This window comes from Streptomyces sp. NPDC018693 (assembly GCF_044391385.1).
Classification (GTDB): domain Bacteria; phylum Actinomycetota; class Actinomycetes; order Streptomycetales; family Streptomycetaceae; genus Streptomyces.
Window position 1 is genome coordinate 548,590 of record NZ_JBIRZZ010000002.1, and the last position, 18,359, is coordinate 566,948.

Sequence of the window (18,359 nt, forward strand, 5' to 3'; positions counted from 1 at the left end):
CACGCCCGGGTCAGTGCAGCGCCTCGATGGCCTTCAAGATCAGGGCGCGCGCCTGCGCGCCGTACACGGCCAGTTCCCTGAGCCGGGCGAACGCCCGAAGGTAGATGTCCAGTTCGCCCGGCGCGGTGACGGTCACCTTCGCGGCAAGCAACTCAACATGGATTCGGGTGTCGTCGAAGACCGTGAACTGTTCGACAGGCCACAGCACGCCCTCCCTGGCGGCCGCTGCCGGGATGATGCCCAGGGACATTGAAGGCAGGGTCATCGCGGCAAGCAGGTTGCCGAGTTGGCCAGCCATCACGTCGTGGTCGCCGATCCGATGATTGAGGACGTCCTCCTCGATGAGCGTCGCGAACCGGTGGTCGCCTTCGTGGATGACCCGGGCGCGCCGCATACGGACCTCGACCGCCTCGGCAACGTCGTCCGGCGTGCCGCGGAACCCGGCAATCGTGCCCATGAGGGCCGTCGCGTAGCCGGGCGTCTGGAGATAGCCGGGCATGACGTGGGAGGCGTACACGCGGAACAGGCGAGTTCGCTCGTACAGCTTCGCTGACGTCTCCGCCAGCTGCTTCATGCCCGTGCGCTGGAGCCGCTTCCAGTGCAGGTACATGGCGTCGGCCTGCCGGTTGGCCGCGATCAGGTCGTCCGCCTGGTCGTCGGCGCCGCACGCCGCGCACCAGGCCCGGATGTCCGCGTCGGCTGGAGCGGTGACGGCGTTCTCGATCCTGGAGGGCTTGGCGACGGACCAGCCCGCAAGACGCGCGACTTCCTTGCTTGTGATGCCCGCGTCCAGGCGCAGTTCCCGCAGCCGGGCCGCGAGAGCTGCGCGCGCTTCCTGCACGCTGGACGTGGGGAACGTGGACATCGTCTGTTACTTGACCTCGTACTGGTCGTGTGGGACGGCTCGCTCCCAGACCTGTTCGAACGCGGCCGCGTGGCGGTCGACCACGGCAGGATCGTCGCACAGTTCTTTGCTGATCCACTCGCCCGCGCCCGAGAAGTGGTGGACACGCATCAGGCGCCCGTCGAAGATCCACAGATCGGCACCGGGCAGGAGCAGGTCCCACGCGCGGTGCCGCGGCAGCCAGCGGACCTGTTCGCCGGCCTCCATGTTGGCGCGGGTCTGGTAGTGCTCCCAACGGATGTAGTCGGTGACCGGCTCGGACACGACACGGGCGCGGCGCACGGTTACACCGCGGGAGACGGCGTCTGCGATGTCCTGGTGGAAGGGCCGCCACCAGAGGGCGCGGTCGTCCCAGTCGACGCGCTGGCCGTTCTGCCATGCCTCGAAGCGGGGGTTGCTGTAGTAGGTGTCCCGCATCTCCAGATGGACGGCCGACTGGCCGGCGTCGGCCAGGAGTTCACCGAACTCCGGGATCGAGCTCATCGCACGCCTTCCTGATGATTGGGATCATGCGGGCCGGGATCCTGATGACGGTCTCGCCGGGCGGGATCGGCGCCCGGGCCGGGGACAGTGCGTCGCAGGTCGCTGTCGTCTCATCGTCGGCCTGGTAGCTCTGGATCAGCAGATCGTCCGTGCTGGTGTCCACCCAGACTGTGGGGCATCCGTCCTCGTCCGTCTCGGGGTCGATCCCGACGAAGTGAATGTTCACGGTGGCTGGCCTCCCGCGCTAGTCGGTTGCAGCGATTTACACCACAGTCGCTTCCATGGGCCGCATGGTCAAGAGCACATACTGGCCATGGCCTCGAGTATTCGATTGCCATGTAATTCCATGCAACTTTGTAGCCGGGGCAATACCGCGGTTCCTAGCGTCGGCACGTACGACAAAGCCCTGGCGAGGCGGCGCAGCCTCCCAGGGCACGGCCGACGCTGCGAAGGAGCGCCAGCACCGTGAAGACGACAGCCCCAGCGACGCGCGCCTCAGATAGGGGCCATGACGACCCACCGGACATCGCGACGATGCGCGAGACCGTGGCCATCCTCCTGGAGCCCGACGCGTCCCCCGGCGTCCTGCCGCCGTCCGGCACCGAACTGGAGACGCTGACCGCGACACTGCGCGGGCACATCGAGGTGCTCATCCCCGAGGTCCAGAAGGCCGCCGGGAAGCTGAAGAAGACGACCGTCACCCGCCAGGAGGCCCTGTCCTGCGCCTGGGAGGCGCGCAGTAGGCTCCACGCCGACCCGAACAGCGGCTACGGCGGCACCCTCGGTCACGCGCGACGCCTGGCCCGCTCCCTCAACGCCCTGTGCAATTACGTCGAACGCCTCGGCGGAGAACGCTCGTGACGGCCGCCGCCGACGTGGTCCTGTCTGCCGAGTGCGCGGTTGCCCGGAAGTACGACGACTGCACGAGGATGCACGACTGGTGCCGCCAGAACCGGGACATCCCATTGCCGCAATCGAACGGGAAGATCCTCCTCGTTCGGCGCTGCACCTGCGCGTGCCACTGGCAGTCCAAGAGCACGCCCTGACGCGCTGCGTCGGCCGTCTCTGAGGCGAATTGCCCCACCCCCATTGACTCCCGCCCGGTCGGGCGGCGGCGGTCAGTCATGGCCGCGATCAGTTGAGCAGGAAGGTGCAGTGATGCGGGACGGAAGTGACCTGTACGCCCTCGACATCGACACCGCCGTGTTCGCCAAGGCATGCGGCGGCAACACCCACCCCGACGGCGAGGCATGCGTGACGCTCGCCCGGATCGGTGACCACGCCTGGGCCCTCGGTGACAGCAAGCGGCCGGACGCGCAGCCACTGAGGTTCACCACGGCGGAGCTGGACGCGGCCGGGATCGACCCGGCCCGGTTCGGCGTGTCCGTCTGACCGACCCGAACAGCCGGCCCCGACCCAGCGCGATCCACGGGTCGGGGCCGGCCATCACCGGCTACGCCCAGAGAACCGAACGGGAACGACAGGTGCACCACCACGGCTATGTGTGGACCGGCCCGAAACCACGCTTCGACGAGGAGGCCCTGCGCAGGCCGCCGCACAGCGAACCGCCCTCGCCCGGAAGCAAGCCGGAGCTGATCCAGCGGTACCGGGAAGTGGCCGCCGAGTTCCCGGTCTCGGACCTACCCCCGCTGGAAACGGCGTACTGGTTGCTCAAACCCCGGACGCTGGTCCGGGGCACATGGGATCAGCCGCAGCCTGCGACGGCCTGGCTCACCGACCTGTTGACCGACTACGCGCCCCGCTTCGCCTCGGACGCACAGCGCGCTCCCGCCCACTTGTCCCGGCTCGTCACCTCTGCCGCAGAGCGGTTGGGCGGAGGCGGCGACGTGTCCTACGGCTTCTACCTGGAGCGCCCCTCGTACCTGTCCGTGTCCTTGGTGACGTGCTCTCCGAACCGCATGAAGCCGGAACTGGTCTGCCCAACGGGCGTCAATCCCACCAGTTGAACAGCAGGTCGCTCAGCGCTTCTGGACGCCAGTAGCGGATCTGGGTCAGCTCTGCCTCTGTCAGTCCCGTCGCGTCCACGTCGGACATCGGCGTGCGCAGTTCCTCAACGGACAGGCATCGGAAACCGACTGTCGAAAAACCGTCCGCCCACCCCGGCGGATCCACAAACCCCGTCAAGGGTCGCCCTGGCACCGGCGCAGCGTCAGCGAAGGCGATGACCGGCAGGTGCGCGTGGCATAGGACGACGTGCGTCTCGGCACGGCGGGTGATGGCGACCGAGTAGAAGCTGGAAGCAGCGGCCCAAGCCAACTCGCCGACACGGCCGCCGACCCTCCTGGCGGCTTCCCAACAGATGGTGCGCAGGAGTGCCGGGTCGGTTTCGGGGGCCGGCTCGTCCCCGTGGTTCCAGAATCCGGTCGCTCCTCGCTCAATTCGCGTCAACGCCGTGCCTGTCTCTTGAGGTGGTCGAGGAAGGCGGTGAAGGACGCGGTGGGGAAGGAGAGGGTGGCCTGGGTGGGGGTCTTGGAGTCGCGGATGGCTATGCGGGTGGGGAGGGGGGCTATCTCGACGCAGGTGTTGCCCTCGCCGCCGCCCGAGTACGTGGACTTTCGCCAGTTCATCAGAGTTCCTCGATCAAGCGGTGAATCAAGTCCCGCGAGCCCGAGGGGTCCAGCGACGACTCCTTCACCGTGCGGTAGAGCGTTCGAAGGCGATTCAAGTGGGCTTCCGCGTCGATGAACAGGGTTCCCGTAGGTGCGTCGAGGAGGCCGGTGTCGAGCCTCGGCACCGGACCGCCCAGGTACATCATCGAGGCATCCGCACCAGCGAAACCGTCCTGGTCGACCGGGATTACCCGCACGATGGCATGGCCCTTCTCGATCTCGTCGAGGATGAGGCGGAGCTGGGACAGGGATGTCCGGCGGTCGGCCACGCGGATGCGCAGGGCGAACTCATGGATGACCGTCTCGTACGGCGTCGGATTCTCGCCCTCGATGACGACGCGACGCCTCATCCGGTGTTCCACACGGGGTGCCACCTCGCTCTCTGGCAGCTCCGGGCGCATGTACCTGAAGACCGCGCGGGCGTAATCCGGGGTCTGGAGCAGACCAGGGACGTGAGTGATCACGACCTCACGCAGGAACGCCGCGTGATGTTCGGCCTCGGCCACGTCCAGGTTCACTTGGGGCAGGACTCCTCGGTAGTCCTCCCACCAGCCATGTGTACGGTCACCCGTCATGGCCACGAGCGCATCGACGAACGCCTCGTCCGCGCAACCGTAATGAGCCGCCAGCCGACGGACGCGCTCCGCGCTGACCCCGGAGATCCCCGCCTCCGTTTGGCTCATCTGCGCAGAGGTCGAGTTCAGCGCCATGGCCACCTGACGCGCCTTCAGGCCGGCTGCCTCGCGCAGCTTGCGCAACTCGGCTCCCAGGCGCACTTGCCGGGCGGTGGGATTACTCCTGGGCGCCATACGTCTCCCGTCCCAACGTCCCTGTGGAGGTGCCACGTTCAGGTGCCAGATTATGACAACGGGTTGCGAGAGGAGAAATTTCTCCTCTACCGTCGGTGACGCGACGCACACGCTGCGGAACCGCCGGGACCCCGGAAGCGCACCGCCCCGTCCTGCCATGACGGCTGCGGCACTGCCACCGCCCGCGAACCGCAGATCACCCACACCCCCACTGCGCCTACCCGGAGTTGACGCATGTCCGAAACTGAGACAACGGCCGCCGACGAACCCTGGGAGTACTGCCTCCACATCCCCAACGACCCGCGAGCCGTCACCGTAAGTCGCCGCACCCTCCGCCTGATCCTCACCCTGCACGGACTGATCAACCTGGTCGACACCGCGGAGCTGCTCGCGGCGGAGCTGGTCGCCAACGCCGTACGGCACACGGACGGGCCCGCGGCGCCGCGGGTGCGCTGGGCGGCGGGGGTGCTGCGGATCGGTGCTTGGGACGCGGACCCGGGGCCGCCGGAGTTTCCGGGGGAGCTGAAGGAGGCGGCGGTCGACGAGGGCGGGCGGGGGCTCGGCCTGGTCAGGGCCTGCGCCGATCCGTGGGGTTGGCAGCCGCTGGCCGGAACCGGCAGCAGGGGCAAGTACGTGTGGTGCGAACTGGCGGCGGCCTGACGGGCGGACACGTCGGCCGACTGCCGAACCTCACGTCCAGGTTACGGATCGCTCAAGGTCTGGTGTCGGCGCGGTGATGCGGCGACGATGGTGCCATGACTCCGGCCGAGCGAGCCCTGGCTCACCTGGAAACATGGCGTGACCTCACCGAGGTCCCGGCCTCCTGTGGCACGGGCCGGGCTCTGAGCACCCCGGACGCCGAGATCGTCCACTTCCACTCCGACCACGAGGTGGATCTGCACCTCACCGGCGCCGCGATCCACCGCTTCGCCGCCGACCTGCGCGCGTCCACGGCCATCCGCCTGCTCCCGGGCTCCCGTTGGGTGACCGTCCACCTGGACTGCGACGCGGACGTCCACCTCCTGCTGAGCCTGGTCAGCATGGCCCTTCAGGCCCACCAGCACCCTGCCGTACACAACGACCCGTCTCCGGCCGCCTGCAACCGCAACCGCGTCATGCTGCTGCCCCGGGACGCGCCCCTGGTCTGACCGGCAGGCCGTAATCGGCGGCTGAAGACGTGCGCTTGGATGTGCGGGTGACCGTTCATGACGTTGCCCGCAAGCTGCCCGACATCGCCGTCCTGCGGGACCACTGCCGTTCCCTGGCCATGGTGGAGGCGATCCTGAGTCCCGAGTGGGGCGACCGCTACTACTCATTCGACTCGCGCTGGTCCGAGACCGAGTCGATGGCCTCGATGCGCGACGGACAGGGCGACGAGTACGCGATCGTCTTCTCGGGCGCCGGGGCGTATGTGCGCGGCTTCGCCCATGAGTCGCCCATGAGCCCGTATGTGGGGGAGGGCGGGCCGTGGCCCGGGGTGCTCGACGAGGTGCCCGAGGTGTTCCGGGTGTATGTGGAGGAGCCCGCGTTCTCGGACGAGGACGGGCTGCCCATTGCCACAGCGTGCCTGTGGCGGGAGGCGGGCGACGGTGTCTGGCGGGCGGGGGCGATCGACTTTCCCGGCGAGTCCACGGGCGAGGGCGGCTCGGACCCCGATGGCGCGGGGCAGCTGTTCCACCTGCTCGTGGACCGTTCGGCGGAGGCGTATCAGGCGTGGGCGGAGGAGTACTACGACGTTCCGGTGGATGTGGCGGCCGTACGGCACATCCTCTCCCTGCGCCCGCTGACCGAGGCCGTGGTCGGCGCGTTGAACCCGGGGACGACGGTTGCCGACCTCGCGGACGACGTCGCGGAGATCGGCTATCCGTCGGGCTGAGCGGCACTGCCCGGCCTTCTCAGTGGAAGGAGTGGACCACCGCGTGGCCCTTGCCGCGGCCGATCATCCACTTGTTGGCCGGGGTGGTGACGACGAAGGCGACCGCGAAGCCGCCGAGCAGGGCGGCCCAGAAGAGTGCGTCGGTGAGGTGGGCGTCCATGGCGCCCGGGGTGAGGGCGATGATGCCGTTGTCGACGAGTTCCATCACCGCGATGGAGACCGTGTCGGCGGCCAGGGCCACCTTGATCGCGGACTTGAGGTCCAGGCCGGCACGGATCACCGCGTACAGGGTGAAGGAGTAGCCGAAGAGGAAGGCGAGGGTGATCGCCAGGGCCATGGTCGGCACGTTGCCCCAGCCCAGCGCGGTGCCGATGACCATGCCGAGGATCTCGCCGATGGCACAGCCGGTGAGGCAGTGCAGGGTTGCCCGCAGGGCCATGGACCAGGAGGCGCCGCCGGTGTGGGCGGTGTGGGCGGAGTGGTCGGTGTGGCCGTGGCCCTCGTGAGCGCTGTGGTCGTGCGTGGCGTGGTGAGTGGTGTGTTCCATGACCTTCCCCTGTCCCCGTCCGGTGTGAGCCGGTTTTCTCCGGCCTCACGGTCGGGAACCATATACCCCCATGGGGTATTCCGCCAGGGGCGCTCGGGGCGTGAAGATGCGGCCGGTCCGATACGCGTGGTGTCCTGAAAGGAGTTCCGCAGGGAGGCACCCCGATGCGTCTCACCCAGCTGTCGGTCCCGGAGTCGCTGCCGAAGCGGGAGCTCGCGGTCGCCTGGGTCCTCGTCGCCCTGATCGCCGTACCCGCGTGGGTGCTCACCGTCGGCCAGGCCCGGGACATGGGGGTCGAGCCCGGCACCATGGGCATGGCACTGCCCCTGTTCCTGCTGCTCTGGGTGACGATGATGGCGGCCATGATGCTGCCGTCGATGGCGCCGGTGGCCATCACCTGGGTGCGGGGCATCGGGCGGCAGTCCTCCGGCGGGCACCGGGCCGTGCGGACCGCCGGGTTCATCGCCGGGTATCTGATCGCCTGGTCCGCCTTCGGCGTGCTCGCGTACGGGGCCCTGGCGCTCACCGGCGATCTGGTGGCCGACCACCCGGCCGCCGGGCGCTGGATCGGCTTCACCGCGTTCCTGCTCGCGGGCCTGTACCAGCTGGGGCCGCTCAAGCACGTCTGTCTACGGCACTGCCGCAACCCGCTGAGTCACCTGGTGCACTACGCCGGGTTCCGGCCGCCGGCCCGCGACCTGCGGGTCGGGGTCCACCACGGCGCCTACTGCGTCGGCTGCTGCGCAGGGCTGATGGTCGTCCTGATCCCGCTGGGCATGATGAACGTCGCGGCGATGGCGGGGCTGGCCGTGGTGATCTTCGTGGAGAAGCTGTGGTCCCGGGGGCCGCTGCTCACCCGGGTCGTGGGCGTCGGCTTCCTGCTGCTGGCCGTGCTCGTCCTCTTCGAGCCGTTCGAGGACTGGCTGCTGCCGGGGCTGGAGGACTCGATGCCGTCGATGGGCGGCATGTGACGCCCGGCTGACTCACCGAGTCAACCCGTGCGCGTGGCTGACTCACCGCCCCCGCGCCCGCCAAGCCGCCCGCCGGCAGCTGAAGAACCCCGCGCTGGACACGCAGAACGGCACCGCGTAGTTGAACAGCACCCGCCACCAGGTCGCCGCCGTGGCGTCCCCGGACGCGATGACGGCGCCCTGGTTGACGAGCGAGAGCAGGGTGCCCACGAAGACGGCGATCGGTACGCACCGCGACAGCGAGGGCGCCGAGAACACCGTGGCCAGCAGCCGCGGGGCCCCTCGCTCAGGCACGGCCCGTGCTGGCTCCCTCGGTCTCCTCGCTGCTGAAGACGTAGTCGGCGGACTCGCCGTACGCCGCGTCGAAGGTCATCCCGAAGGCGTCGGACCGGCCGCTGGTCGTGCCCACCCCGAACTCCGGCGCGAAGCCGAACATGGCGTTCTTGATCTTCGTCGGGTTGCCGTCGGGGCCCTTGAGGGCTTCGAACGACAGCTCGGTACGGCCCTCGACCTTGAGGCCGGGCGTGTCGCCGTCCGTGAGGGAGACCTGCGCGCGCTCCATGCCCAGGTACTCGCCGTAGAACTGGGAGAGCTGACCGAAGGGGCCGCCTTCCCGTCCGGACAGGATGCTCTCCAGGGCGTTCGCCTGCTCGTCGCTGGCCCCGCTGTCCACCACGAGGCCGACCTTCCAGTCGCCGGCCGTCAGGTGGGAGGGGAACAGGTTGTAGAAGGCGAAGTCCACGCCCGACAGGTCGACGTCGTCCAGGTTGCCGTTCGCCACATGGAAGACGGCGGCGCCTCGGCACTCGGTCCCGCCCGAGGAGTCATGAGGCTGGCCGTCGTACGGGCAGCTGCACAGCACGGCGCAGGAGCATCCGGCGACGTACGAGCCGGAAATCGTCCATGACATGACTCTGCCTCCCTTCTCTCTGCTCTCTCTGTACTTTCACGCTAGACCTGTCAAATGGGTGTGTAAACGGACGAATCGTCATGGAGTGATGGGGGATTCAGGACCCTCCGCCCCTTGCCTCTCATACCGGTGGGGGGTATATGTTTAGCTCGTTGTCGTCATACCCCCATGGGGTAGCAGGAGGGGCAGAACATGACCACCACCGCACCCGGCGTAGCGGGCGGCACGGGCACCGCCGAGGTCGAGCTCGTCATCGGCGGCATGACCTGCGCCTCGTGCGCGGCCCGTATCGAGAAGAAGCTGAACCGGATGGAGGGCGTGGAGGCCAGCGTCAACTACGCCACCGAGAAGGCCAAGGTCAGCTTCCCCGAGGGCGTCAGCGTCGGTGATCTCATCGCCACCGTGGAGGCCACCGGGTACACCGCGCGGGAACCGGTACCGGAGAAGGCGGCGGCCGCACCGGACGAGGAGGACACGGGCGAGCCCGCCGAACTGCGCTCGCTGCGCCAGCGGTTGACCACGGCGGTCGTGCTCGCCGTGCCGGTCATCGCGATGGCGATGGTCCCGGCGCTGCAGTTCGAGTACTGGCAGTGGCTGTCCCTCACCCTCGCCGCGCCCGTCGTCACCTACGCCGCCTGGCCCTTCCACCGGGCCGCCTGGACCAACGCCCGGCACGGCGCGGCCACCATGGACACGCTGATCTCGGTCGGCACCTCGGCGGCGTTCCTGTGGTCGCTGTGGGCGCTGTTCTTCGGGACCGCCGGGACGCCGGGGATGACCCACCCCTTCGAGCTGACCATCGCCCGCAGCGACGGCGCCGGGAACATCTACCTGGAGGCCGCCGCCGGGGTCACCGCGTTCATCCTGGCCGGGCGGTACTTCGAGGCCCGCTCCAAGCGGAAGGCGGGCGCGGCGCTCCGGGCGCTGCTGGAACTGGGCGCCAAGGACGTGACCGTACTGCGCGCGGACGGGCGGGAAGAGACCGTGCCGGTGGGGGAGCTGAAGGTCGGCGACCGCTTCCTGGTGCGGCCAGGCGAGAAGGTCGCCACCGACGGCACGGTCGTCGAGGGCTCCTCCGCGGTGGACGCCTCGATGCTCACCGGCGAGTCCGTGCCCGTCGAGGTGCAGGTCGGGGACGGCGTCACCGGGGCGACCCTCAACGCGGGCGGCCGGCTGGTCGTGGAGGCCACCCGGGTCGGCGCCGACACCCAGCTGTCCCGGATGGCCAGGCTGGTGGAGGACGCGCAGAACGGCAAGGCGGCGGCCCAGCGGCTCGCCGACCGGATCTCCGGTGTCTTCGTGCCGGTCGTCATCGCCCTCGCCCTGGCCACGCTCGGCTTCTGGCTCGGCGGCGGGGCCGGGCTCACGGCCGCCTTCACCGCCGCCGTCGCCGTACTGATCATCGCCTGCCCGTGCGCGCTCGGCCTCGCGACCCCGACCGCACTGATGGTCGGCACCGGGCGCGGCGCGCAGCTCGGCATCCTCATCAAGGGGCCGGAGGTGTTGGAGTCCACGCGCAAGGTCGACACCATCGTCCTGGACAAGACCGGCACGGTCACCACCGGCCGGATGACCCTGCTGGCCGTGCACACCGCCGACGGCGAGACCGAGGAGGAGGTGCTGCGGCTGGCCGGCGCCCTGGAGCACGCCTCCGAGCATCCCATCGCCCAGGCCGTCGCCACCGGCGCCGCCGCCCGGGTGGGCACCCTGCCCGCCCCCGAGGACTTCGTCAACGTGCCCGGGCTGGGCGTACAGGGCGTCGTCGAGGGGCATGCGGTCCTCGTAGGGCGGGAGCAGTTGCTTGCCGAGTGGGCGATGGAACTGCCCGCCGATCTGCGGAGCGCCAAGCAGGACGCCGAGGCGGGCGGTCGTACGGCCATCGCCGTGGCCTGGGACGGCGCGGCGCGCGCGGTGCTGGTGGTCGCCGACGCGGTGAAGGAGACCAGCCCCGAGGCCATACGACAGCTGCGCGCGCTCGGTCTCACCCCCGTGCTGCTCACCGGCGACAACCGGGCGGTGGCCGAGGCGGTCGCGGCGGAGGTCGGTATCGGCTCCGGTGACGTGATCGCCGAGGTGCTGCCCGAGGACAAGGTCGACGTCGTCAAGCGGCTGCAGGGCGATGGGCGTTCGGTGGCCATGGTCGGCGACGGCGTCAACGACGCGGCCGCGCTCGCCCAGGCCGACCTGGGCCTGGCCATGGGCACCGGCACGGACGCCGCGATCGAGGCCGGTGACCTCACCCTCGTCCGGGGCGACCTGCGCGTCGCCGCCGACGCGATCCGGCTCGCCCGCCGGACGCTGGGCACCATCCGCTCCAACCTGTTCTGGGCCTTCGCCTACAACGTCGCCGCCCTCCCGCTCGCCGCCGCCGGCCTGCTCAACCCGATGATCGCGGGCGCGGCCATGGCCTTCTCCTCGGTCTTCGTGGTCGGCAACAGCCTGAGGCTACGGCGCTTCCGGGCCGTGGCCTGACGGGCTCAGGGCCGGTCCGGCGGGATCACCGACGCCGCGATGACGGCTCAGGGCCTGCCCAGCGGATCACCGACGCCGACTTCCGGCGACCTGATCCGCCGGGCGGGTTCTGCGTGTCCGGTCGGGCGGGCGGTCGGGATCTGCGCGTCGCGCCGGTCGGACAGCCCTACGCGTCGAGCCGGTCCGGCAGCCCGAAGAGGCGCGTCTCCAGTCGGGGCGTCATCCCCGGCCCCCTCGTCTGTACGCCACGTGCGGCCCGGCGAGGACAGCCGCCGGGCCGCCCTTCGGATATGACGTGTCGGTGGCCAAGGCGGGGCATTCTGTGACAAAGGGGTTCTGTCGCGAGAAGCTGCGCTGAGTCGGAGTCCGCCCTCCCCCGAAGGAGTCCCGCTCATGACCGAACCCGCCGCCGACCCCTACCGCTTCGACGACCTCACCGCCCTCTTCGTCAACTGCACGCTGAAGCCCTCCCCGCAGCTCAGCCACACCCAGGGGCTGGTCGACAAGAGCCGGGCCATCATGGACGGGCGCGGTGTCACCACGGAGGTGATCCGGGCCGTCGACCATGACATCGCCCCCGGCGTCTACCCGGACATGACCGAGCACGGGTTCGCCACGGACGCCTGGCCGGCGCTGTACGGGAAGGTGATGGCCGCCGACATCCTGGTGCTGTGCGGGCCGATCTGGCTCGGCGACAACAGCTCCGTGACGAAGAAGGTGATCGAGCGGCTCTACAGTTGCTCCGGTCTGCTCAACCCCGCCGGGCAGTACGCGTACTACGGCCGGGTCGGTGGCTGTCTGATCACCGGCAACGAGGACGGGGTGAAGCACTGCGCGATGAACGTCCTCTACAGCCTCCAGCACCTCGGCTACGCCATCCCGCCCCAGGCGGACGCCGGCTGGATCGGCCCGGCCGGCCCCGGGCCGTCGTATCTCGACCCTGGTTCGGGTGGCCCGGACAACGACTTCACGAACCGCAACACCACCTTCATGACCTGGAACCTCCTGCACCTCGCCGCCCTGCTGAAGCGCTCCGGCGGCATCCCCGCCCACGGCAACCAGCGCTCCGAGTGGGACGCGGGCTGCCGCTTCGACGCGCCGAACCCGGACTACCGTTGACGCCTGACGCCTGACGCCTGACGCCTGACGCCTGACGCCTGACGCTTCGTCGTGACGTTCATGCTGGTCGACGAGTTGCGCCTGCGTCTGGACGACCGGTTGGCGGCGGACAGCCTGGCGACCGCCGTCGGTGTCGCTGTCGCCCTCACGGTCTTCACGGCCTGTACGCGACTGCGCCGGGCCTGACGGTCCCCCGCGCCGGAGGGTTCGGTCGGAGGGCGGCATCAAAGCCGCGGGAAGATTGCCGGAACCAGGCAGTGTCGTGTGTGCGGGCCGGATGGAAATATGAGGTCAGCGACGGGGGTCGTGCGGAGCGGCGATGGATGCGGGCGGCCTGGTTTCCAGGTGTCGGCATTACGGGGTTACGGGGGTAACGGGGGTCGCCCTCCGCGAAGGACCAGGGACCCGGGTGGCTTCGCGGCCGCCCGGGTCCCTGGCCGTGTGACCTACCGGCCGGTCGCCGCCGGACATACGGGGTGTGGGGTCGGCAGTGTGGGGGCCGGTGAGACTGCCGTCAGGTGCACAAGCGTGCGGGAACCGGGCAATGGCACGCTCTCGTGCATGGACGGTGTCATGGACAGTGCCGCGGACGACGTGATCTGCCGCTGGGGTCCGCTGCGGATGAGCGGCGATGCGTACGGGCTGCGCTGCCGGACCCTGCTGCGGCGCTGGAGCGTGCCGTGGGACGACGTCGCCGAGGTGCGTGTGCACCTGAGGCACGTACGGGGGCGGCCCTCGCGGCAGGTCGGCGTGCTGCTGCAGGACGGGCGTCGGCGGCGGCTGCCGCTGCCGTGGAGCGGGACGCGGGACGGCGACCCCGACTTCGACGCGACGGTGGAGGCGCTTCGCGCGCTGCACCGCCGGCATGGCGGCACGCCGGCTACCGGGGCCGCCGAGGCCGCCGAGGCCGCAGACCCGGGTCCCGTCCCCGTCGTCTCGGACCGCACCGCCGGGCGTGGCCGGGCCGGGACGCTGACCCTGTGTCTCGTGCTGCTGGCCTGCGCGGCCGTGGCCGCGTTGTTCGTGCCGCAGGCCACGGCGCAGAAGCGGGCGTGGCAGGCGGCCGTTCCGTGTTCCGCGGGGGCGCCGGGGCGGGAGTGCCTGATCAGCGCACCGGCGGTGATCGAGCGGACCGATCCGCAGGGGCACCGGCAGCGCAGCTGGCTGTACTTCACCGGCGGCCGCCCGACGGAGCGGCTCAGCGTCGACGAGGAGGCCGCCCGCGCGTTCCGGGCCGGTGACCGCGTCGAGGTGACCGTCTGGCGCGGTGAGGTGAGGGAGGTCAGCAGCGACCGGCATGTGTGGCGGGAGCACTTCCCGGGCGGCGGGGAAGTCGCCGTCATCGCCACCGCCTGCGCGCTCGCCGCCGGCTATCCCGCCGCCCTGCTGCTGGTGCGCCGGCGCGGGCGCCGCCTGGCCGACGACGAAGTCCTCCCGTCGGCCCTCCCCTTCGCGGCCCCTCTCGTCGGAACCGCCCTGTGGCTGCTGCCCCTCGCCTACCGGCACCCCCTGACCGTGTTCTCCGACCCGGCCGCCCTCACCTGGGCGGCGGCGGGCTCGCTCGCCTCGCTGCTCCTTCTCACCTGGGCCTGGCACGCCACCCGCGTCCGCCCGCCCGGCCCGGCCGACCAGCGCTCGGCGCCGTCGGCCGGTCCGGCCTTCCTCCCCGCCCGCTTCCTGGAATCCACCGACTACAACCCCCACCACTTCGGCACCCACATCGCCCTCGGCGACGGCCCGCCCGCCGTGACCCCCGGCCGGGACCGCTTCGCCGCCCGCGCCATCCCGGCGGAACGCCTCACCCTCAAGGAGGTCCGCCGCGTCCGTGGCGCCGACGGCGACACCGTCTCCCGCAGCTGGCACATCGCGGAACTCGACGACGCGGGGCAACCGGTCCGCCTCGCCGCCGCCCCCGCCGACCTGACGCGCATCCTGAACGAGCTGCGGCTGACGCGGCACGAGGGAGCCAGTACGCGCGCCTAGCCGTATCGCCCTGTCCGGCGGTTGACCCCGAAGCCGCGGCGCGCGGCGCGCACATCTGCCGCGTCGTCACCACCCGCACCGATGCTCCACGCCCGGCTCCCGTGCGCGGAGGCTCCGCTCACCTGGGCCGACGAGCCGCCGCCGGATGCCCGCGATCCGATCCGCCCGGTGGGCCCTGGCGCGGCGCCGGTGCGTGGACCCACGCGGCGAGCCGGGTGCGTGAGGTGAGGGCGAGCCTGGTCAGGACGCGGGCCACTGGTCGGGGGCGTCGGGCAACCAGATCGGTCAGGGCTGGGGCGACATCAGGCGGATCGTCAGCGGCGGGAAGGGCGTCATCTACGCGGCTCGCGACGACGGGGCGCTGCTGTTCTTCCAGGACCTGAACCGCGACGGCACGCAAGGCCGGTCGGCCGCGTCGGGCAACCAGATCGGTCAGGGTTGGCCGTGAAATGGGGCGTTTGTCTCACCAGCGGCCGCCCGGAAGCCCCAATCAGCGGGCTTCTGCGGCTCACTCGGTGACACATTCGCTCCACACGCGACCGCCACTCACCTGAATACGATCACGTTAACGGTGGCGCCCACCCCTTCCCCCACAGCCGAGCCACAGAGTACGTTCCACCTCGCCGCCCCCCGCGCTTCTTCACTCTCGAAACTCTCGAACCAAGGAGAGCCATGGGAAGAGCCACGGGAAGAGCCGTGGGCAGGGCAGCGGGACGCCGTATGCGGGCGGTGAGTTGTCTCGCCGCCGCGGGCCTGGTCGCCGGTGCCCTCGCGGGTGTCGCCCACGCTCATGACGGCGCCTCCGCCGACGACGGCGGGATCGACAACGCCAAGGCCACTCACGATCACCACAGCCACCAGCACGGTGGTGACGAGGGCCACCTCCCGGCAAGCAGCGAGAACGTCCGGCTGGTCAGCAAGCTGGGCCTGAAGAACGTCGAGCCGGAGAAGATCGCCGACGTCGGGGTCTTCAAGGGCTACGCCTACCTCGCCGCCTGGGGCGGCGCGACCTGCAAGTACAACGGCGTGCACGTGGTGGACATCCGGAAGCCCACCGCGCCCAAGGAGGTCGCCTTCATCCAGGCGAAGGAGGGCAGCGCACCCGGCGAGGGCATCCAGGCCCTGCACATCGACACCCCGTACTTCAACGGCGACCTGCTGGTCAGCAACAACGAGAAGTGCAAGGAGCCCGCCGGCTTCGGCGGCATGAACCTCTACGACGTCACCGACCCGGCGCACCCGACCCCGCTCGCCGAGGGCGTCGGCGACCACACGGTCAGGGGCCAGGGCAAGAAGGACGCCAACGAGATCCACAGCGTCTACGCCTGGGACGCGGGCGACAAGGCGTACGCGGTGATCGTCGACAACGACGAGGGGCCGGACGTCGACATCGTCGACATCACCAACCCCAGGAAGGCGAAGGTCATCGCCGAGTACGACCTCGACGAGGCGTTCCCGCAGATCCTCCAGGACGCCCCGGCCAACCTCACCGAGGTCTTCCTGCACGACATGGTCGTCAAGGAGATCGGCGGCCGGCAGATCATGCTCGCCTCCTACTGGGACGGCGGCTACGTCACCCTCGACGTGACCGACCCGACCAAGGCCACCTACCTCGGCGACACCGACTTCGCGCTGCTCGACCCGGAGGGGCTGGAGAGCGGCCTGGAGGTGGCGCCCGAAGGCAACGCCCACCAGGCCGAGTTCACCCTCGACAACCAGTACGTCGTCGGCGCCGACGAGGACTTCGGGCCGTACGCCCTCACCGCCCGCAACCTCACCGACGACACCGAGGTCACCGCCAGCCAGGGCAGCAACACCACGCGGCTGGAGGAGGGGCAGACCATCACCGGCCCCTCGGTCTTCGCGGGCCGCGCCTGCGACGGCGACACCGCGGTCCCCGCCGGTGACCCGAACGCCGTCGACGTCGCGGTCGTCGAGCGCGGCGTGTGCACCTTCACCGAGAAGGTCGCCAACGTCGTCGCGGCCGGCGGCTATGACGCCGTTCTCGTCTTCAACCGCACCGGGTCTGACGCCTGCGACCAGACCCTCGGCATGAGCGTCGAGGGCGACATCCCGACGTTCGGTGTGGCGCCGCGCGGGCAGGGCTTCGCGCTCTTCGGGCAGCCGTACGACGACGCCGCCTGCGTCGCCGGGAGCGGCCCGGCCCAGCTGCCCGTGCCGGTCGGCACCAGGGGCGACACGCTGACCTTCTCGTCGTACTTCGACGGCTGGGGCTACGCGCACCTGTACCGCAACGAGAACGGCAAGCTGACGGAACTCGACACCTACGCCGTTCCCGAGGCCCACGACCCCGCCCACGCCACGGGCTCCGGCGACCTGTCCATCCACGAGGTCGCCGTGTCCCAGCAGAGGGCCGACCTGCTCTACTTCTCGTACTACGCGGCCGGTCTGCGCGTCGCGAAGATCGTCGACGATCGGATCGTCGAGGTCGGCCACTACATCGACGAGCACGGCAACAACTTCTGGGGCGCCGAGGTCTTCGAGTCGGGCGGCAAGGAGTACGTCGCCGCCTCCGACCGGGACCACGGGCTGTACATCTTCGAGTACACCGGCGGTGAGTGACCGGCGGACCTGACCGACCCCCTGGGCCGCGAAGGCCCAGGGGGTCTTCTCATGGGCGCGGCGGTGCCGCCGTGCTCCTGCGCCGTACCAGCCGTGTCGGTACGAGCGTCGTGCCGTGCTCGGACGTCCCGCGCCGCATCTTGCTGAGCACGCCCTCCACGCACAGCCGGCCCACCTCGGCGAAGTCCTGGTGGATGGTGGTGAGGGGCGGGAGGAAGGACGCGGCCTCGGGGAGGTCGTCGAAGCCGACGACGCTCACGTCCTCCGGGACTCTCCGCCCCCGCTCGTGCAGCGCCCGCAGCAGGCCGAGCGCCATCTGGTCGTTGGCCGCGAAGACCGCCGTGCAGTCCGGGCGGTCGGCGAGGCGCAGGCCCGCCCGGTAGCCGGACTCGGCCGACCAGTCGCCGCGTTCCGGCGGGGGCGGGGTCCGGCCGGCCTCGGTGAGGGTGGTGTGCCAGGCGTTGGCGCGGCGCTGGGCGGCGAAGGAGTCCTCGGGTCCGGCGAGGTGCCACACGGTGTCGTGGCCGAGGTCCAGCAGGTGCCGTACGGCGTCCCGCGCGCCGCCCGCCTGGTCGGTGTCGACGACGGTGTAGCGGTCACCGGCGTCGGAGTCGGCGACGACGACCTGGACGCCGGGCGGGAGGGAGACGGTCGCGGCGTCGAGGAGGTGGATCTCCATGATGACGATGACGGCGTCGACGGCGAGTTCGCCGAGGCGGGAGAAGGCGCCGTTGACCTCGTCCTGGGTGGGGACGGCGACCGGGAGGAGGGTGACGGCGTAGCCGTGCTCGGCGGCGGAGGTGGCGATGGCCTCCAGGGTGCGGACGTTGCCCATGGTGGAGAGGGAGAAGGTGATGACGCCGAGGGTGCGGAACTCGCCGCGTTTGAGGGCGCGGGCGGCGCTGTTGGGGCGGTAGCCCAGCTCCCGCATGGCGGCGAGGACCTGGCGGCGGGTCTCCTCGGTGACGCCGGCGTAGCCGTTGGAGACGCGGGAGACCGTCTGGGAGGAGACGCCGGCGAGGCGGGCGACGTCGGCCATGGACGCGCCCTGGCGGGGGCGGGCGGGGCGTTT

General features: G+C 70.6%; 22 protein-coding genes and 1 pseudogene. 13 read left to right on the forward strand and 10 right to left on the reverse strand.

The window, feature by feature from the left end; all coding sequences use genetic code 11:
- Positions 1–10: 10 nt before the first annotated feature.
- The 3 genes from ACH5AC_RS06895 to ACH5AC_RS06905 are packed head-to-tail and all read right to left on the reverse strand — an operon-like array spanning position 11 to position 1,613.
- Positions 11–865, reverse strand: coding sequence for a helix-turn-helix domain-containing protein (locus tag ACH5AC_RS06895; RefSeq protein ID WP_398860613.1), 855 nt, complete (start codon positions 863–865; stop codon positions 11–13).
- Between the two features lie 6 nt (positions 866–871).
- Positions 872–1,387, reverse strand: a complete 516-nt coding sequence (locus tag ACH5AC_RS06900) for a DUF6879 family protein (protein WP_398860614.1) — start codon at positions 1,385–1,387, stop codon at positions 872–874.
- Positions 1,362–1,613, reverse strand: coding sequence for a hypothetical protein (locus tag ACH5AC_RS06905; RefSeq protein WP_398860615.1), 252 nt, complete (start codon positions 1,611–1,613; stop codon positions 1,362–1,364). The genes ACH5AC_RS06900 and ACH5AC_RS06905 overlap by 26 nt, the downstream gene beginning before the upstream one ends.
- Before the next feature lie 308 nt (positions 1,614–1,921).
- Here ACH5AC_RS06905 and ACH5AC_RS06910 point away from each other — a divergent pair, with 308 nt between their 5' ends.
- The 3 genes from ACH5AC_RS06910 to ACH5AC_RS06920 all read left to right on the forward strand — a co-directional run bounded on the left by ACH5AC_RS06910 (position 1,922) and on the right by ACH5AC_RS06920 (position 3,354).
- Complete coding sequence (locus ACH5AC_RS06910) at positions 1,922–2,248, forward strand: DUF6415 family natural product biosynthesis protein (RefSeq protein ID WP_398860616.1); 327 nt, start codon at positions 1,922–1,924, stop codon at positions 2,246–2,248.
- Positions 2,249–2,545: 297 nt separating this feature from the next.
- Entirely contained in the window at positions 2,546–2,779 is a 234-nt protein-coding gene (locus ACH5AC_RS06915) for a DUF397 domain-containing protein (protein WP_398860617.1), read from the forward strand.
- A 92-nt stretch (positions 2,780–2,871) separates the two neighbouring features.
- Entirely contained in the window at positions 2,872–3,354 is a 483-nt protein-coding gene (locus ACH5AC_RS06920; protein WP_398860618.1) for a hypothetical protein, read from the forward strand.
- On the opposite strand, the gene ACH5AC_RS06925 is transcribed toward ACH5AC_RS06920, so the two are convergent.
- From ACH5AC_RS06925 to ACH5AC_RS06935, 3 genes are read right to left on the reverse strand one after another with little or no spacing between them, the layout of a single operon-like run.
- Complete coding sequence (locus ACH5AC_RS06925; protein WP_398860619.1) at positions 3,338–3,796, reverse strand: hypothetical protein; 459 nt, start codon at positions 3,794–3,796, stop codon at positions 3,338–3,340. The two genes, ACH5AC_RS06920 and ACH5AC_RS06925, sit on opposite strands and share 17 nt — an antisense overlap.
- Positions 3,793–3,975 carry a DUF397 domain-containing protein gene (locus ACH5AC_RS06930; RefSeq protein ID WP_398860620.1) on the reverse strand — a complete coding sequence of 61 codons (183 nt, stop codon included), beginning with the start codon at positions 3,973–3,975 and terminating at the stop codon, positions 3,793–3,795. The genes ACH5AC_RS06925 and ACH5AC_RS06930 overlap by 4 nt, the downstream gene beginning before the upstream one ends.
- Positions 3,975–4,826 carry a helix-turn-helix domain-containing protein gene (locus tag ACH5AC_RS06935; protein ID WP_398860621.1) on the reverse strand — a complete coding sequence of 284 codons (852 nt, stop codon included), beginning with the start codon at positions 4,824–4,826 and terminating at the stop codon, positions 3,975–3,977. The genes ACH5AC_RS06930 and ACH5AC_RS06935 overlap by 1 nt, the downstream gene beginning before the upstream one ends.
- Before the next feature lie 234 nt (positions 4,827–5,060).
- Between ACH5AC_RS06935 and ACH5AC_RS06940 the strand changes: the two genes are divergently transcribed.
- From ACH5AC_RS06940 to ACH5AC_RS06950, 3 genes are all read left to right on the forward strand, one after another.
- Positions 5,061–5,486 carry an ATP-binding protein gene (locus ACH5AC_RS06940; RefSeq protein ID WP_398860622.1) on the forward strand — a complete coding sequence of 142 codons (426 nt, stop codon included), beginning with the start codon at positions 5,061–5,063 and terminating at the stop codon, positions 5,484–5,486.
- Positions 5,487–5,581: 95 nt separating this feature from the next.
- Positions 5,582–5,974, forward strand: coding sequence for a luciferase family protein (locus ACH5AC_RS06945; protein ID WP_398860623.1), 393 nt, complete (start codon positions 5,582–5,584; stop codon positions 5,972–5,974).
- Between the two features lie 47 nt (positions 5,975–6,021).
- The gene (locus ACH5AC_RS06950) at positions 6,022–6,702 is read left to right on the forward strand and encodes a hypothetical protein (RefSeq protein WP_398860624.1); all 681 of its coding nucleotides are present in this window, start codon (positions 6,022–6,024) and stop codon (positions 6,700–6,702) included.
- Positions 6,703–6,721: 19 nt separating this feature from the next.
- Here ACH5AC_RS06950 and ACH5AC_RS06955 read toward each other — a convergent pair whose 3' ends face one another.
- Entirely contained in the window at positions 6,722–7,249 is a 528-nt protein-coding gene (locus ACH5AC_RS06955) for a DUF4396 domain-containing protein (RefSeq protein WP_398860625.1), read from the reverse strand.
- Between the two features lie 164 nt (positions 7,250–7,413).
- Here ACH5AC_RS06955 and ACH5AC_RS06960 point away from each other — a divergent pair, with 164 nt between their 5' ends.
- Entirely contained in the window at positions 7,414–8,220 is an 807-nt protein-coding gene (locus tag ACH5AC_RS06960) for a DUF2182 domain-containing protein (protein ID WP_398860627.1), read from the forward strand.
- Between the two features lie 42 nt (positions 8,221–8,262).
- On the opposite strand, the gene nrtS is transcribed toward ACH5AC_RS06960, so the two are convergent.
- Both nrtS and ACH5AC_RS06970 read right to left on the reverse strand, forming a co-directional pair.
- Positions 8,263–8,514, reverse strand: a complete 252-nt coding sequence (nrtS, locus tag ACH5AC_RS06965) for a nitrate/nitrite transporter NrtS (RefSeq protein ID WP_398860628.1) — start codon at positions 8,512–8,514, stop codon at positions 8,263–8,265.
- The gene (locus tag ACH5AC_RS06970; protein ID WP_398860629.1) at positions 8,507–9,130 is read right to left on the reverse strand and encodes a DUF1326 domain-containing protein; all 624 of its coding nucleotides are present in this window, start codon (positions 9,128–9,130) and stop codon (positions 8,507–8,509) included. The genes nrtS and ACH5AC_RS06970 overlap by 8 nt, the downstream gene beginning before the upstream one ends.
- A 192-nt stretch (positions 9,131–9,322) precedes the next feature.
- Between ACH5AC_RS06970 and ACH5AC_RS06975 the strand changes: the two genes are divergently transcribed.
- From ACH5AC_RS06975 to ACH5AC_RS07000, 6 genes and pseudogenes are all read left to right on the forward strand, one after another.
- The gene (locus ACH5AC_RS06975) at positions 9,323–11,602 is read left to right on the forward strand and encodes a heavy metal translocating P-type ATPase (protein WP_398860630.1); all 2,280 of its coding nucleotides are present in this window, start codon (positions 9,323–9,325) and stop codon (positions 11,600–11,602) included.
- Positions 11,603–11,995: 393 nt separating this feature from the next.
- On the forward strand, positions 11,996–12,721 hold the full coding sequence (locus tag ACH5AC_RS06980) for a flavodoxin family protein (protein ID WP_398860631.1): 726 nt from the start codon (positions 11,996–11,998) through the stop codon (positions 12,719–12,721).
- Between the two features lie 51 nt (positions 12,722–12,772).
- Positions 12,773–12,907 (forward strand): hypothetical protein, encoded by a 135-nt coding sequence (locus ACH5AC_RS06985; RefSeq protein ID WP_398860632.1) that lies wholly within the window; start codon positions 12,773–12,775, stop codon positions 12,905–12,907.
- 375 nt (positions 12,908–13,282) lie between these two features.
- Positions 13,283–14,704: a PH domain-containing protein gene (locus ACH5AC_RS06990; protein ID WP_398860633.1), complete on the forward strand. Its 1,422-nt coding sequence runs from the start codon at positions 13,283–13,285 to the stop codon at positions 14,702–14,704.
- A gap of 253 nt (positions 14,705–14,957) precedes the next feature.
- Positions 14,958–15,152 (forward strand): annotated as a pseudogene (locus tag ACH5AC_RS06995) (tachylectin-related carbohydrate-binding protein); the annotation flags it as partial.
- Between the two features lie 224 nt (positions 15,153–15,376).
- Entirely contained in the window at positions 15,377–17,287 is a 1,911-nt protein-coding gene (locus ACH5AC_RS07000; protein ID WP_398860634.1) for a PA domain-containing protein, read from the forward strand.
- 49 nt (positions 17,288–17,336) lie between these two features.
- Here ACH5AC_RS07000 and ACH5AC_RS07005 read toward each other — a convergent pair whose 3' ends face one another.
- Positions 17,337–18,326: a LacI family DNA-binding transcriptional regulator gene (locus tag ACH5AC_RS07005; protein WP_398860635.1), complete on the reverse strand. Its 990-nt coding sequence runs from the start codon at positions 18,324–18,326 to the stop codon at positions 17,337–17,339.
- Positions 18,327–18,359 lie beyond the last annotated feature (33 nt).

Bases quoted from the DNA above. Each gene is read 5' to 3' on its own strand.
- ACH5AC_RS06895 (WP_398860613.1), bottom strand. From the start codon at position 865: ATGTCCACGTTCCCCACGTCCAGCGTGCAGGAAGCGCGCGCAGCTCTC.
- ACH5AC_RS06900 (WP_398860614.1), bottom strand. From the start codon at position 1,387: ATGAGCTCGATCCCGGAGTTCGGTGAACTCCTGGCCGACGCCGGCCAG.
- ACH5AC_RS06910 (WP_398860616.1), top strand. From the start codon at position 1,922: ATGCGCGAGACCGTGGCCATCCTCCTGGAGCCCGACGCGTCCCCCGGC.
- ACH5AC_RS06915 (WP_398860617.1), top strand. From the start codon at position 2,546: ATGCGGGACGGAAGTGACCTGTACGCCCTCGACATCGACACCGCCGTG.
- ACH5AC_RS06930 (WP_398860620.1), bottom strand. From the start codon at position 3,975: ATGAACTGGCGAAAGTCCACGTACTCGGGCGGCGGCGAGGGCAACACC.
- ACH5AC_RS06935 (WP_398860621.1), bottom strand. From the start codon at position 4,826: ATGGCGCCCAGGAGTAATCCCACCGCCCGGCAAGTGCGCCTGGGAGCC.
- ACH5AC_RS06940 (WP_398860622.1), top strand. From the start codon at position 5,061: ATGTCCGAAACTGAGACAACGGCCGCCGACGAACCCTGGGAGTACTGC.
- ACH5AC_RS06945 (WP_398860623.1), top strand. From the start codon at position 5,582: ATGACTCCGGCCGAGCGAGCCCTGGCTCACCTGGAAACATGGCGTGAC.
- ACH5AC_RS06955 (WP_398860625.1), bottom strand. From the start codon at position 7,249: ATGGAACACACCACTCACCACGCCACGCACGACCACAGCGCTCACGAG.
- ACH5AC_RS06960 (WP_398860627.1), top strand. From the start codon at position 7,414: ATGCGTCTCACCCAGCTGTCGGTCCCGGAGTCGCTGCCGAAGCGGGAG.
- ACH5AC_RS06970 (WP_398860629.1), bottom strand. From the start codon at position 9,130: ATGTCATGGACGATTTCCGGCTCGTACGTCGCCGGATGCTCCTGCGCC.
- ACH5AC_RS06975 (WP_398860630.1), top strand. From the start codon at position 9,323: ATGACCACCACCGCACCCGGCGTAGCGGGCGGCACGGGCACCGCCGAG.
- ACH5AC_RS06980 (WP_398860631.1), top strand. From the start codon at position 11,996: ATGACCGAACCCGCCGCCGACCCCTACCGCTTCGACGACCTCACCGCC.
- ACH5AC_RS06990 (WP_398860633.1), top strand. From the start codon at position 13,283: ATGGACGGTGTCATGGACAGTGCCGCGGACGACGTGATCTGCCGCTGG.
- ACH5AC_RS07000 (WP_398860634.1), top strand. From the start codon at position 15,377: ATGGGAAGAGCCACGGGAAGAGCCGTGGGCAGGGCAGCGGGACGCCGT.
- ACH5AC_RS07005 (WP_398860635.1), bottom strand. From the start codon at position 18,326: ATGGCCGACGTCGCCCGCCTCGCCGGCGTCTCCTCCCAGACGGTCTCC.